Here is a 13,928-nt window from a genome sequence, read left to right on the forward strand (position 1 = left end):
GGCGCAGGACGACGGCCGTCGCATTCCGCCCTTCGAGATGGATCGGTCCTGACAGGGCCTTTGGCCTTGCGCGATCATCACGGCTCGTCTTGTCGAGTCCAGGATCTGTCGCCATGCCTACCTCCAGTGCGCCCTTCGCTCCGTTCTTCCTCGGCACCCGGCTACCGCTGATCCAGGCGCCGATGGCCGGCGTGCAGGATGCGCGGCTCGCGCTCGCGGTGAGCAACGCGGGCGGGCTGGGCTCACTGCCCGCGGCGATGCTGACGCCGGAGGCGCTCCAGAAAGAGCTGCAGGCGCTGCGCGACGGCACGGACAAGCCGTTCAACGTCAACTTCTTCGCCCATACATCGCCGACGCCCGACGAGGTCCGCGAGGCCCGCTGGCGTGACCGCCTCGGCCCGTACTACGCCGAGTTCGGCATCGACCCGGCGCAGATCAAGGCCGGCCCCGGACGCGCCCCCTTCACCGCGGAGATCGCCGACCTCGTCGAGCCGTTCAAGCCGCCGGTCGTGAGTTTCCATTTCGGACTGCCGTCGCCGGAGCTCATCGCCCGCGTGAAGGGCTGGGGCAGCCTCGTGCTGGGCAGTGCGACCACGGTCGACGAGGCCCGCTGGCTGGACGAACACGGCGCCGACGGTGTGATTGCCCAAGGCTGGGAAGCGGGCGGACATCGGGGCCATTTCCTCAGCGACGACCTGACGCGCCAGCCCGGCACCATGGCACTGCTGCCGCAGATCGTGCGTGCGGTGAAGGTGCCGGTCATCGCGGCCGGGGGCATTGCGGACGTGCGCGGCATCCGTGCGGCGCTGGCGCTGGGCGCGTCGGCGGTGCAACTGGGCACGGCCTTCCTGCTGTGCGAGGAAGCGACGACGAGCGCGCCGCATCGGGCGGCGCTGCGCGATCCGGCGAATCACCACACGGCGGTGACGAATCTCTTCACCGGTCGTCCGGCGCGCGGCATCGTGAACCGCTACATGCGCGAGGTCGGTCCGCTGAACGACGCGGCCCCGCAATTCCCGCTGGCGACCTCCAGCATTGCGCCGTTGCGGGCGAAGGCCGAAGCGCAGGGCAGCGGCGACTTCTCGCCGCTGTGGTCGGGTCAGAACTTTGCCGCGGTGCGTGAGATCGGCGCGGCCGCGCTCGTGGCCGAGCTCAGCGCTGCGTTCTGACGCTCAGCGACGCTCAGCCGCCGCTCCCTCGAAGTCCTCGGTCGCCAAACCGTTGAAGGACGGTACTGGTTGGGGACGGGAGGTCGCAGGGTTTTGGCGCTTGCCGCCAAGGCCCTGCGACCTCGCGGCCAACGCCCCGGCCTAGGCAGTCAAGGCAACGGTGCCCCACGCGCTGCCACGTACAGCGCGTACCACTCATTGCGGCTGAGCTGAACACGGAGCGCATCGCCGCAGGCGCGGATGCGATCGGGGTTGGCCGATCCGATGACGGGCTGGATGCGCGCCGGATGCTTCATCAGCCACGCGAGCAGGATGCCTTCCGTGCTGACGCCGTGCTGCTGCGCCAGCTTGTGGACGAGCGCGCGCGCGGCCTCATCGGCGGGGTCCTGCGCGGTCTCGCCGCTGAAGCGGCCGCGGGCCAGCGCGGCCCAGGCCTGGAGCTGGATGCCGTGCTGCTGGCAGTGTTCCAGCGTGCCGGTCCAGGCCAGCGCGCCGGGACGGACTGCGGCCTGGCGGTCGTTGAAGCAGGTACCGGCGTCCAGCGGTTCCAGGTGGCCGAGGCCGAGTTCCAGCTGGTTCACGACCAGCGGCTGATCCAGCGCGTGGCCGAGCCACGCCATCTGGCCCACGTTCATGTTGGACACGCCGAAGTGGCCCACCTTGCCCGCCGCGCGCAGGCGCTGGAAGGCCTCGGCGATCTCCTCGGGCTGCATCAGCGGATCCGGGCGATGCAGCAGCAGGATGTCCAGCCGCTCGGTCCCGAGACGCTTCAGGCTGGCCTCGACCGCCTCGACGATGTAGCCGCTGGACAGGTCGTAGCGGCCTGGGCCCTGGTCGTCGGCGAAGCGGATGCCGCACTTGCTCTGCAGCACGATGCGGTCGCGCAGCGAGGGCTGGCGGCGGAACAGTTCGCCGAAGACCGACTCGGCCTTGCCGCGGGTGTAGATGTCGGCGTGGTCGAACAGCGTCACGCCGATGTCGAGCGCGGCCTCGACGGCCGCCTGCGCATGGTCGACATGGGCGTCGGTCCACGGGGAGTCGTCCCAGTGGCCGCCCAGGCCCATGCAGCCATAGGCGAGTGGGCTGGCGGTCGGGAGGTGCTGCTGCAGCGGAAGGGCGTGGCTCATGGCGGTGCGTGCGCGTTCTGGAATGGGGAACGCGCCCCGAAGGGCGCGCGGTGCGGGATTGTGACGCGGCGCGCGGGCGCCGCGTTTCATGGTGGTTTCATCGTGAACTCATCGCGCGATCAAGCCCGGCTGCCCAGCGGTCACGCCGCGCCGGGCAGGATGTCGACACGCCACGCGTTGCCGGCCCGCGAGACCTCCAGGTGCGCGTCGAAGCGCACGTCCAGGAACCGCCCGATGACGCCGAAGTTGGTGCGGCTGTGTTCCGTCAACTCGGTGCACGTGTACGCGGCCGGGCGGCCTGAACCGGCCACCGCCAGCGCGAGCGGCAGCGCCAGCTGATCCGCCAGGTGCGGGCCCGCCGCGCCGGCGGAGACCTCATAGGCGCGCATCTCCGTGAAGACCTTCCGTGCGACTTCTTCCGCCGACAGCCCGCGCTCGCCGAAGGCGATGAACACCTCGGTCAGGTGCTCGTACGCGAGCGTCGTCATCAACGCGTTCCCGGGGCCTTCGTTCTGACGTGCCGTGCCGATGCGCAGTTGATGCGTGTCCCAGTTGGTCAGGCGTTCGAGGGCCTCGAGTTCGCGCTCGGCCACGCCGCGCGGCAGCGCCGGCGCCACCGCTTCCGCGAACGCCTCCACAGGATCGCCGCGCTCGAGCAGGTCGAACGGGCGCAGGCCGCCGTCGGCCGGCGTGATCACGGCCTCGATCTCGCCGCCGCCGGCAGGATAGAAGCCGTGACGGCGCAGCGTCAGGTCCAGCTTCGCCCCTGCGCGACGCATCAGCGGCGCGAAGCTGCGCTGCAGGAAATGGAAGGGCGGCGCCATCGGGTTGTGCGTGCCGCCGGACAGGTGCAGGCGGCTGGGCGCGTCCGCCAGCATCAGCGGCGGCAGCACGGTCTGCAGCACCAGCGTGCAGCTGCCGGCCGTGCCCACCGCGAACCGGTAGTCACCGGCGTGCACCTGGCCGGGACGGAACTCCAGCGTCTGCGAGCCGAGTTCCGCACCCACCACCGTCGCACCGCATACCTCCTGCGCGGCGAGCACGCAGGTCAGGTGCTGGCGCATCAGCCCCGGCTTGGGGCGCTTCGCGCGGATGCGCTCGATGCGCAGCGGCGTGCCCGTGCACATGGCCAGCGCCAGCGCCGTGCGCAGGATCTGCCCGCCGCCTTCGCCGTGCGAGCCGTCGAGCTCGATCATCTTCTCCGTGGTCTTCATCTTCTCTCGCGCCCCCGCAATCCATGCGAGGGGCGCGCCTCTCTGTCGTTGTCGCGCGTGTTCTCGCGCTTGTTGTCATGTCGGACGCCGGGTCTGTCGCCCAGTCAGTCCGTGTGTCGGTGTGCCGACCGGTCTGCTGCTTCGCGATGGCGCCTTCAGTCCGCGGACAGGAGGCCGCTGACGGTCAACGCATACCTGAGTCGGGCCCGGATCGCCGCCGGCAGGTTGACAGCCCCGGTTCGCCACAGGTCTCGCAGCTGCGAGGCCTGCGGGTCGCCGGGCGCCGTCACGCCGCGGCGAGTGCTGACCTCCCATCGACTCAAGGCGGCAACGAGTTCCTCTTCGCCCCCTTCCGGCAGTGGCAACCGGGCCAGTCCCAGCAGTTCATGCAACTGCGTCCAGACGCCCCAGTATTCGAGCACGCGCAGCCCGCGCCGGAGGGCGCCCACGTCCCGGTGTTCGAACACCAGCGGCCAGAGCTCCCGTGGCGTCGGCGGACTGGCGCCGAGCGACACCGCGTTCGCCGCCACGCGTTGCGCCCGGCTGGAAGCGTCGCCGATCGCCTGCCTCAGCCAATGCTGCTGGGTGTCGCCGTCGCTTCCGGCGATCAGGTGCTGCAGCGCGACCGCGCGCAGGGCGGCACGAGGGCGTTCATTGCCGCGCATCGCCACCAAGCGCGCGCAACGTGCCGTCGCGTCCGCGGGGTCGATCTGGGCGAGAAACAGCAGCGCGGGCACGCCGTGATGAGGCGCACTGGCCGGCGTTTCCAGCTGCAATTGCGCCCGCTGGCGGATCGGGTCCGTCAGTTGCGCCTTGCGCAGCTGCGCGAGGGCGACTTCGCGAACGCCGGCGCGCGGGTCGAGTGCCAGTTGCAGCGCCATCGCCGTGCCGGCTTCGGGCGCGGCCTCGCAGAGCCGGCGCAGCGCGTGCGCGCGCACCGGGCCGGCCACGTGGCCGCAGCCTGTGAGCCAGAGCGCCGGACGCGCCGTGGTGCTGACGAGTTCCTCGACCCGCTCCAACGCCCAGCGCGCAGTCACGATGTCCGCCCCGCCGAGTCGTGCCGACAGCATCGCAGCGCGTTGCGCTTCGGAGGCCACGCGCCACTCCCCCAGGTCCAGCCAGCGCCGGACCAGAGGATGCATGTGCGGTTGCGCCGCCGCGAGCACCGGCAGTCGCGCCGGATCGGTCAGGAACGCGGCGATCTCCTCCAGCAACGGACCGTGATCGGCACGACGGCCGCGCAGCAGGTCGATCATCACCGGCATGGCCTGCGACCACGCGGGAATGGCTTCTTCAACCAGGAATGCCCTCACCGCGACGCGCGCGGCTTCGCGCACCTGCGGCACCCAGTCGTTGATCCGGCGCAGCAGCGTCGGCAGCGTCGCGTGGACGCGCAGCCGCATCAGCGCCTGGATCGCTTCCTCGCGCTCGTAGCCGCTGGGCGACTCGAGGTGGGTCGTCCACTGGGCCGCAGTCCAGGCTGACACGGGGGCGCCCCTCATCGTCACATACCAACTCTTCCAGTCCATTGTTCTCTCCCTTGAACGGGCGCGCGCCCGGAAGCGCGCGCCGTCCCTCGCCGACCATCAGGCCGGTCTCGCGTGCCTCATCCCTTCACGCACACCACCTGCTTGAGCGTGTGCACCACCTCCACCAGGTCCTGCTGGGCCGCCATGACCGCGTCGATGTCCTTGTAGGCCATCGGGATCTCGTCGATGACGTCCTTGTCCTTGCGGCACTCGACGCCTTCGGTCGCGGCGCGCTGGTCCGTCAGCGTGAAGCGGCGCTTGGCTTCCGTGCGGCTCATCGTGCGTCCTGCCCCGTGCGAGCAGCTCTCGAAGCTCTCCGGGTTGCCCTTGCCGCGCACGATGTAGCTGCGCGCGCCCATGCTGCCGGGGATGATCCCCATCTGGCCCTTCTTCGCGCTCACCGCGCCCTTGCGGGTCACGAACACGTCCTGGCCGAAATGGGTCTCCTTCTGCACGTAGTTGTGGTGGCAGTTGACCGCCTCGATGTGGCTCTCGAACTTCTTGCCGATCACCTTCTTGGCGGCCCCGATCACGCGGCGCATCATCACCTCGCGGTTGGTCTCCGCGAACTTCTGCGCCCAGCCCACCGCGCGGACGTAGTCGCCGAAGTACTTCGCGCCTTCCTCGAAATAGGCGAGGTTCGCGTCGGGCAGGTTGGCCTGGTGCTGCATCGCGTCCTTCTTCGCCAGTTCGATGAACATGGTGCCGATCGCGTTGCCCACGCCGCGCGAACCCGAGTGCAGCATGAACCACACGAAACCCACTTCATCCAGGCAGACCTCGATGAAGTGGTTGCCCGTCCCGAGCGTGCCCAGGTGCTTGTGGTTGTTGGTGTTCTTCAGCTTCGGGTAGTCGCGGCAGATCTCGGCGAAGTCGGGCTGGAGTTCCGCCCAGGCCGCGTCGACCATCTCGGGCGGGTTCTCCCACGCGCCGACGTCGCGGCCCTTGGGCGTGCGGCCGTGCGGCACGGCGGCCTCGATCGCGGAACGCAGCGGGCCCAGGTTGTCCGGCAGGTCCTCGGCGCGCAGCGTGGTCTTGCACGCCATCATCCCGCAGCCGATGTCGACGCCGACCGCAGCCGGGATGATCGCCTTCAGCGTCGGGATCACCGAGCCCACCGTCGCGCCGATGCCCAGGTGCACGTCGGGCATCGCCGCGATGTGCTTGAACACGACCGGCAGCTTCGCCGCATTCATCAGCTGCTTGCGGGCTTCGTCCTCGACGGGCACGCCCTGCGTCCACATCTTCACCGGCACGCCGCCGGCGACTTCCATCTCGTTGTAGTGCTTCATGACTCGTTCCATTCAAAAGCGCGATGACAAGGGATCGGCAAGACGTTTCCTGAGCTACCGGCTTGCGCCGGGCGGGATTCGGACCCGCGACGTCCGCGTCCCCGAGGGGACGGGTGCTCTACCTGTAGTCCTGCCAGCATTCATCGCAAAAACAGGGTGCTGGGACTCGACCGGGCAGTTGCCGCGGTGAGCGATGACAAGGGGTGGTGAAACGTGTTCCTGCTCTACCGCTGAGCTACGGCCTCCCGGGGGAGGCCGGCGGGATTCGAACCCGCGACCTGGGCAGTGACAATGCTGTAGTTCCACCGGCATTCATCGCTCGCCGCGGCAACCGCATCCGGTGCCGTCGACAGTCTTCATTCAATCATTCACTGCGGCTCCAGCGCCACGCGCTCGATCTCGCGGACCCAGTGGCCGACCTCGGTCGCGCCGGCGGCGAAATCGCCGACCATGCGGAACACCGCATCCGAGAAGCCGCCGACGTTCATCACGTCCTTGCGCTCCACCGCCTGCGTCGAGGCGCCGGGCTGGATGTCGATGCACACCAGCTTCGCCGTCGGGCATCGGACCTTGATCGCCTCCCACTGTGTCATGGTCTCGGTCGCGCCGTGACGGCGCGCGTCGATCCATGACTCGTTGTCGGACACGATCACGACCAGATCCACCTGTGCGCGTTCCTCGTTGAGCAGACGCAGCGGCGCGCTGACCGAGGTCCCGCCACCGCCGACCGCCGCCAGCTTCGCCGCGTTGGTCATCACCGAATCGCGGGGATTCAGCTTGACCGGCACGACGCGCTGCTCGAACGGCATCACGCGGCAACGCGGGTTCTTGCGGACCAGCGCCGCAGCCACCAGGGCGGCCACGTCGATGCATCGCACCGCCGAGGTCGCCGAACCGCGCCAGCCGGTCACCGACGAGGACATCGACCCCGACACGTCCGGGCAGACCACGACGCGGCCCTCGATCGCCGGCACGTTGACCAGCGCGGCGTCCATCGCGTCCTGCAGCGCGTCACGGATCTCCGCCGGTACGTCCGACGCCGCGTTGAACGCCGTCATCAGCTGGTATGGCAGCACGCGAGCCGAGGCGACGGCCTGCGGATCGCGCAGCAGCGCCGCCAGTTGCGCGGTCATGCCGGGCTGGTCGAACACGCCATGGCGTGCGAACGCGTTCAGGTTCTGGCGCACCATCTGCCACGAGCCTTGCGCCGCGATGCGCGCCCAGTGCGAGTCGTTCAGCGGCAGCGCCGTCAGCATCTGGAAGGGCACCGGCGGCAGATCGTCCGCCGTCGCGCCCGCCGTCGTGCCGGACAGCAGCGCGCGCTTGAAGCGCTCGTAAGCCAAGGTCGCGGGCGGCAGCGCCGCTTCATCGTACGGACGGCCGATCAGCCACGCGAACCACGCCGCGCGCCAGGCTTCCGCCGGCTTCGGGTGGACCATGCGGACCACGTCGGCCAGCGTCGGCTCGTTCCCGATGGACGCCTGCAGCAGGCGCTGTTCGCTCGCGGTCACCAGCCATTGCTGGACCAGCTTCTTCGGGCGCGATCCCAGCGACTTGCGGCCGGTCTGACCCGATCGCAGGATCTGCACGAAGTTGCGCAGCATCTTGCCGTTGTCGATCACGCGGCCGAACACGGGCTGCAGCAGCGCGATGTCGCGTTGCGCCAACACGGCCGCCAGCAGCGCCGGCATGTCCTTCATGTGGCCGGCCTGACGGGCGTAGACCGCAGTCTTGGCCAGGAAGGCGGTGTCGACGTCCTGTGCCAGCGCCAATGCGTCCTCCAGCTGGGATGACGCGTCGGCGTGGAAGGTCGACGTCATGCAGCCGGTGGCCGCCAGCTGCGCCAGGTGGTGCCGGGTCTTGTAGCCGTAGGCACGGGCGCTGGACTGGTTCACCGCGTCCGCGGCAGGCGCCAGCTTGCCGGGCGTCGTCTTGAAGAGTTGCGTGTTGACCATGTGGTCCTCCCTGTCGGATGTTGTTCGGCGTTGCCGTTCTGCTGCTTCGCCGTGTTGTCTTGATCTCTTCATTGCAACGCCCGTGCCAGGTCTTGCCTGGTCTCGTCTGCAGTCGATCAACCCGTTGATTCACAAGGGAAAAATTCTTTTCCAACCTGGAAGTTCGCCCCCTCCATTCATCCGGCGTCCTTGCCGGGACTGGATGATTGGCTAGATAACTAGCGAAAAAGATAGATGGCGCGGGCGCTGCGGATAAACTGCGGCCCCATGTCGAAGAAGAACGTGGTGATCGGCTACCTCGGATCGCAGCTGGACGGCGGCCTGGGCGCCGGCCGTTGGGAGAAGTGGCGGCCGACGATCTCGCTGGTGTCGCAGCCGGACGTGGTCGTGCATCGGCTGGAGCTGTTCCATGCACCGCAACACCTGACCCTGGCGCAGCTGCTGCGGACCGACATCGCCACGGTCTCGCCGGAGACCGAGGTCCACCTCGTCCCGATGCCGCACGAGGATCCGTGGGACTTCGGCGAGGTCTACGCGACGCTCTACGACTGGGTGCGCGGCTACCGCTTCGATCCCGCGCACGAGCAGTACTGGGCGCACATCACCACCGGCACGCACGTCGCGCAGATCTGCATGTTCCTGATGGTGGAGGCGCGCTTCATCCCGGGCGTGCTGCTGCAGACCTCCCCGCCGCGCAAGCAGCGCGCGGGCGACCCGGGCTCGATGACGCTGATCGACCTGGACCTGTCGCGCTACGACGGCATCGCGCAACGCTTCCGGGCCGAGCAGCACGACGCGGTCGCCTTCCTGAAGAGCGGCATCGCCACGCGCAACCGCCGCTTCAACGCGCTGATCGAGGAGATCGAGCGCGTGGCCGTGCACTCCCGCGCGCCCATCCTGCTGGCCGGGCCGACCGGCGCGGGCAAGTCCTTCCTCGCGCGCCGCATGTACGAGCTGAAGCAGACGCGCCACCAGCTGGCAGGCGCCTTCGTCGAGGTCAACTGCGCGACGCTGCGCGGCGACGGCGCGGCGTCGACGCTGTTCGGGCACAAGAAGGGCTCGTTCACCGGCGCGATGGCCGATCGGGCCGGTCTGCTGCGCACCGCCGACGGCGGCTTGCTGTTCCTGGACGAGATCGGCGAACTGGGCCTGGACGAGCAGGCCATGCTGCTGAAGGCGATCGAAGAGAAGCGCTTCCTGCCCGTGGGCGCGGACCGCGAGGTCGCCAGCGACTTCCAGCTGATCGTCGGCACCAACCGCGATCTGCGCGCCGAGGTCGCCGCGGGGCGCTTCCGCGACGACCTGTTCGCGCGGATCAACCTCTGGACCTACAGCCTGCCCGGGCTGCGCGACCGGCCCGAGGACATCGAGCCCAACGTCGATCACCTGGTGCAGCAGGTCGGGCGCGAAAGCGGCCGCGCGGTGCGCTTCAACGCCGAGGCGAAGGCGCGTTACCTCGGCTTCGCGCAATCGCCGCGGGCGCCGTGGAGCGGCAACTTCCGCGACCTGTCGGCCTCGGTGATGCGGCTGGTGACGCTGGCGGAGGGCGGTCGCATCGGCCTGCCGCTGGTCGAGGCCGAGATCGCGCGGCTCGAGTGGCTGTGGGAACGCGAGACCGCCGGCCCGGGCAACGCGGGCGCCGGCGAGGGGGTGGGCGAGTCGCTGCTCGCGGCGCTCCTCGACGCGCCGGCCCTGGAGGCGATGGACCTTTTCGATCGCCTCCAGCTCGCGGCCGTGCTGCGTGTGTGCGCGGCGGCGTCGTCCCTGTCGGAGGCAGGACGGCAGCTCTTCCATGCCAGCCGGCAGGCGCGCAGCGTCGTCAACGACGCCGACCGCTTGCGCAAGTACCTGCTGAAGTTCGGCTTGTCCTGGGACCGCATCGCCGCGGCGCGGTGATCGATGACCCGACGCGCCTTCATGCGATCCGCCCCCGTCTCCCGTACGGCAGCCCGGATGCTGCTTCAGGACCGGTCACAATCGCCGTCCTCGCCTATGACTTTCGACCGGTCGCCCTCCCTCTCCTCCGACGATCCCTTGCCCGGGATGCCGATGCGTCTTCGCGGGGCGGCGTGGCTGCTCGCCGCGTTCTGCGTGGCGACGGCGGCACCGGGGGGCATGGCGGCGACCGCGGCGCCGGCAACCGCATCAGCGCCCGTGGTGACGAAGGCGGCGCCGGCTGTACGGGCCGCATCCAACGCCGCGGCGGCAGCGGCAGCGGCAGCGGCAAGGACGGCAGCGTCCGCGCCGGTGCCCGACCTCAGCGCCATCGGCGACCTGTCCGATCCGGTCCGTGCCGTCAGCCAGTACAAGATCGATCTCTGGCAGACCGAACAAGGGCTGCCGCTCAACACCGTCCAGGCGCTGCTCCAGTCCCGCGACGGCGGCTTGTGGATCGGCACCGGTGGCGGCCTGGCGCGCTTCGACGGCAAGCGGTTCGTGAGCTTCGACGCCGCGCGGGCGCCCGACGTTGCTTCGCAGCCGGTGTTCGCGCTGCTGGAGGATCGGCGCGGCCGGCTGTGGATCGGCCATCCCAACGGCGTGACCGTCTATGAGCACGGCCGCTTCTCGCCGGCCGTCACCAAGGCGCAGGCGGGCGGCCGCCGGATCTGGTCGCTGGTCGAGGACAAGACCGGAGCGATCTGGGCGGCCGGCGACGGCGGACTGGTCCGCTGGCAGGACGGCGCGGTCAAGGTCTTCGGCGCGGCGGACGGACTGCCCGCCGCGCGGCTGCGCAGCGCCGTGTTCGACACGGCCGGCACGCTCTGGATCGGCACCACCGGTGCCGGCCTGTTCGCGATGACACCGGACGGCAAGTTCAAGGTCTTCGATCCGGCGGCCGGTTTCCCGCATGCGCAGGTGCGCTTCGTGATCGCCGATCCGGCTGGCGGCATCTGGGCGGCGACGGCGGGCGGCGGACTCGTGCGCATGCCGGGTCTCGACCCATCGGCGATGCGCGTCTACACGACCGCCGACGGCCTGCCCAGCGATCACCTGACCGCGCTGGCCCGCGACGCCCGCGGCGACCTGTGGGTCGGCAGCTGGGGCGCGGGCGTCAGCCGTTTCCGCGAGGGGCGCTTCAGCACGATCTCCAGCGGCAGCGGTCCGGGCAGCGGCCTGGCCGGCGGCCAGATCTGGTCGCTGATGGCCGACCGCGAAGGAAGCATCTGGGTGGGCACCTGGGTCGACGGCCTGAACCGGCTGCGCAACCGCGCCTTCACCGTGCTCGGCACGCCCGAGGGCCTCAGCCATGACAACGTCCGCTCGGTGCTTGCCGCGCGCGACGGCGCGGTCTGGGCCGCGACCTCCGGCGGCGGACTCAACCGGATGAAGGACGGCCGCATCACGACGGTGCGCCAGGCCGACGGCCTGCCGACCGACGAGGTCTCGACGCTGCACGAGGCGCGCGACGGCACCCTCTGGATCGGCACCTACACCGCCGGCATCGCGCGCCGTCGGCCCGATGGCCACATCGACACCTTCGGCGCCGACAGTGGCTTGCCCGGCATCGAGGTGCGCTCGATCTTCGAGGATCGCGCCGGCACGCTGTGGGTCGGCACGCGCTCGGCGCTGGCGCGTTTCAACGGCCACGGCTTCGACGTCGTCACCGCGCCCGGCCTGCCCAAGGAAGGCGTCGCGGCGATCCTGCAGGACCGCGCGGGCACGCTCTGGTTCGGCACCACCGGCCAGGGGCTGGTGCGCTGGCGCGACGGCCAGGCGCGCCAGTTCACGACGGCCGACGGCCTGCTGTCCGACTGGATCATGGCGCTCAAGGAGGACGCGCGCGGCGAACTCTGGATCGGCACGAACGGCGAAGGCATCAACCGCCTGAAGGACGGCCGCATCGGCGCGATCAAGCCGGCGGACGGGCTGTGGGACGGACTGTCGCAGGTCTTCCTCGAAGACCGCGCGGGGCATTTCTGGATCACCTGCAACCGCGGCTTCTACCGCGTCGCCCGCGACGACCTCGACGCCTTTCTCGAGGGCCGGCTCAAGCAGGTGCGCTCGGTCGGCTTCGGGCCGGGCGACACGCTGCGCGCCACCAGCTTCGCCGGCAACCTGCAGGCGGCCGGTGCCGTCGACGCCCGCGGCCGCGTCTGGCTGCCGTCGTCGGCGGGCCTGGTGGTGGTCGATCCCGAGCGCCTGCCCGGCGGCGGCGAGCCGCCGACGGTGCGCATCGAGCAGATCAAGGTCGACGGCGAAACGCTCGCGCTCGACGGCCAGCCGCTGGCGCTCCCGCCGGGGCCGGTGGCGCTGTCGGTCAGCCTGGCCGCGTCGACGCTGCGCGAGGCCGATCGCGTGCGCTTCCGCTTCTGGATGGAGGGGCTGTCGCGCGGCTGGACCGATGTCGGCAACGACCGCGAGCTGACCTTCCCCGCGCTGTCCCACGGGCAGTACAAGCTGCGCCTGGCGGTGTCCGGTGACGGTCAGCGCTGGCGCGAATCGGACACGCCGCTGCCGGTCACCGTGCGGCCGCGCTTCCATGAGACCGGCTGGTTCCACCTGCTCGTTGCCGTCGGGGCGATCGGGTTCTTCGCCGGCGCCGTGATGTTCCGGATGCGCCAGCTGCGCGCCCGCCACATCGAGATGGAACGCCTGGTGGCCCAGCGGACGGAGGAACTCCGGCAGGCCAACGAGCATCTGAAGCAGCTCTCCTTCCTCGACGCGGTGACGGGCCTGCCCAACCGCCGGCGCTTCAACGAGGCGGCCGACGAGGAGTGGCGCCGCGCGCGTCGCACCGGCAGCTCGCTGGCGCTGGTGATCGCCGACGTCGACGCGTTCAAGCGCTACAACGACCAGATGGGCCACCTGAAGGGCGACGAGTGCCTGGGCGCCGTGGGCGCGGTGCTGGGCGCGTCGATCGGGCGCGCCGGCGATCTGGCGGCCCGCTACGGCGGCGAGGAATTCGTCGTGCTGCTGCCCGGCGCCGACCGCGACGCCGCGCTCAAGGTGGCGGAGTCCGTCCGTTCCGGCATCGAGTCGCTCGCGATGCCGCATCCGAACTCGCCGGTCGGTCCTGTGGTGACCATCAGCCTGGGCGTGGCTGCCTGCATCCCCAGCGACGAGTGCACGCTGGAAAGCCTCATCTCGCAGGCCGACGAGGCGCTTTACGTCGCCAAGCGCGAAGGCCGCAATCAGGTGCGTTGACCGAGCGGTCGCCGGGCATGCCGGCCCCCCCGTCCGCTCAATCTCCTCCTCGCCGCTCGGAATTTGCTCCCGGGGGGCCGGCATGCCCGGCTCCGGGACGAGCAGGGACGCTCGCAAGGATTTCATTCCCGTGAAGCGGGCGGAGGTGTACAACACGGGCTCCGCGACACCCGCGTCCGAGCGCGCCCCCCTTCGCGCCCGTCGACGCGGCACTCCAGCGTCCGTCCGACCGTTGCCGACCATGACGACCTCACAGACCGTCCGCCAGCACAAGGGCCGTACCTACGTCCTCGATACCCACGGGCCGGGCTCCGGTCCCTGGCGAGGGCGATTCGTCGTCAAGGGCGAGGAGGACGGCCGCCCCGGCGTCACCGCCTGGCACGAGCTGGACGACGAATTCCCGTCCGCCGACGAGGCTGTCGCGCACGCTGATCGCGTCGCCTGCCAATACATCGCCACTTTCGCAGAGCAGGCATGACTCCCCGTGGCCCCGCTTT

General features: G+C 70.3%; 9 protein-coding genes. 4 read left to right on the forward strand and 5 right to left on the reverse strand.

Annotation, left to right across the window (positions count from 1 at the left end):
- Nucleotides 1-113: 113 nt before the first annotated feature.
- Nucleotides 114-1,169: an NAD(P)H-dependent flavin oxidoreductase gene (locus tag AC1VNM_RS25940; RefSeq protein ID WP_377157737.1), complete on the forward strand. Its 1,056-nt coding sequence runs from the start codon at nucleotides 114-116 to the stop codon at nucleotides 1,167-1,169.
- A 149-nt stretch (nucleotides 1,170-1,318) separates the two neighbouring features.
- On the opposite strand, the gene AC1VNM_RS25945 is transcribed toward AC1VNM_RS25940, so the two are convergent.
- From AC1VNM_RS25945 to AC1VNM_RS25965, 5 genes are all read right to left on the reverse strand, one after another.
- Complete coding sequence (locus AC1VNM_RS25945) at nucleotides 1,319-2,296, reverse strand: aldo/keto reductase (protein ID WP_483108820.1); 978 nt, start codon at nucleotides 2,294-2,296, stop codon at nucleotides 1,319-1,321.
- Nucleotides 2,297-2,436: 140 nt separating this feature from the next.
- Complete coding sequence (rtcA, locus tag AC1VNM_RS25950) at nucleotides 2,437-3,492, reverse strand: RNA 3'-terminal phosphate cyclase (RefSeq protein ID WP_483109333.1); 1,056 nt, start codon at nucleotides 3,490-3,492, stop codon at nucleotides 2,437-2,439.
- Between the two features lie 173 nt (nucleotides 3,493-3,665).
- A complete protein-coding gene (locus tag AC1VNM_RS25955) occupies nucleotides 3,666-4,997 on the reverse strand; it encodes a hypothetical protein (RefSeq protein WP_483108821.1) in 1,332 nt (443 codons plus the stop codon).
- Nucleotides 4,998-5,116: 119 nt separating this feature from the next.
- Nucleotides 5,117-6,331 carry an RtcB family protein gene (locus AC1VNM_RS25960; RefSeq protein WP_483108822.1) on the reverse strand — a complete coding sequence of 405 codons (1,215 nt, stop codon included), beginning with the start codon at nucleotides 6,329-6,331 and terminating at the stop codon, nucleotides 5,117-5,119.
- A 368-nt stretch (nucleotides 6,332-6,699) separates the two neighbouring features.
- Nucleotides 6,700-8,286, reverse strand: a complete 1,587-nt coding sequence (locus tag AC1VNM_RS25965) for a vWA domain-containing protein (protein WP_483108823.1) — start codon at nucleotides 8,284-8,286, stop codon at nucleotides 6,700-6,702.
- Between the two features lie 267 nt (nucleotides 8,287-8,553).
- Here AC1VNM_RS25965 and rtcR point away from each other — a divergent pair, with 267 nt between their 5' ends.
- The 3 genes from rtcR to AC1VNM_RS25980 all read left to right on the forward strand — a co-directional run bounded on the left by rtcR (nucleotide 8,554) and on the right by AC1VNM_RS25980 (nucleotide 13,909).
- Nucleotides 8,554-10,182, forward strand: a complete 1,629-nt coding sequence (gene rtcR, locus AC1VNM_RS25970) for an RNA repair transcriptional activator RtcR (RefSeq protein WP_483108824.1) — start codon at nucleotides 8,554-8,556, stop codon at nucleotides 10,180-10,182.
- A gap of 153 nt (nucleotides 10,183-10,335) precedes the next feature.
- Complete coding sequence (locus AC1VNM_RS25975; protein ID WP_483108825.1) at nucleotides 10,336-13,431, forward strand: ligand-binding sensor domain-containing diguanylate cyclase; 3,096 nt, start codon at nucleotides 10,336-10,338, stop codon at nucleotides 13,429-13,431.
- Between the two features lie 241 nt (nucleotides 13,432-13,672).
- Nucleotides 13,673-13,909 (forward strand): hypothetical protein, encoded by a 237-nt coding sequence (locus AC1VNM_RS25980; protein ID WP_483108826.1) that lies wholly within the window; start codon nucleotides 13,673-13,675, stop codon nucleotides 13,907-13,909.
- The last annotated feature ends 19 nt before the right edge of the window (nucleotides 13,910-13,928 follow it).

The sequence above is a fragment of the Mitsuaria sp. MSU3D genome (genome assembly GCF_056867975.1).

Excerpts from the sequence above, each read along its gene's own strand:
- AC1VNM_RS25975 (WP_483108825.1), top strand. The coding sequence starts at position 10,336 with ATGCGTCTTCGCGGGGCGGCGTGGCTGCTCGCCGCGTTCTGCGTGGCG.
- rtcR (WP_483108824.1), top strand. The coding sequence starts at position 8,554 with ATGTCGAAGAAGAACGTGGTGATCGGCTACCTCGGATCGCAGCTGGAC.
- AC1VNM_RS25940 (WP_377157737.1), top strand. The coding sequence starts at position 114 with ATGCCTACCTCCAGTGCGCCCTTCGCTCCGTTCTTCCTCGGCACCCGG.
- AC1VNM_RS25980 (WP_483108826.1), top strand. The coding sequence starts at position 13,673 with ATGACGACCTCACAGACCGTCCGCCAGCACAAGGGCCGTACCTACGTC.
- AC1VNM_RS25965 (WP_483108823.1), bottom strand. The coding sequence starts at position 8,286 with ATGGTCAACACGCAACTCTTCAAGACGACGCCCGGCAAGCTGGCGCCT.
- AC1VNM_RS25945 (WP_483108820.1), bottom strand. The coding sequence starts at position 2,296 with ATGAGCCACGCCCTTCCGCTGCAGCAGCACCTCCCGACCGCCAGCCCA.
- rtcA (WP_483109333.1), bottom strand. The coding sequence starts at position 3,492 with ATGATCGAGCTCGACGGCTCGCACGGCGAAGGCGGCGGGCAGATCCTG.
- AC1VNM_RS25960 (WP_483108822.1), bottom strand. The coding sequence starts at position 6,331 with ATGAAGCACTACAACGAGATGGAAGTCGCCGGCGGCGTGCCGGTGAAG.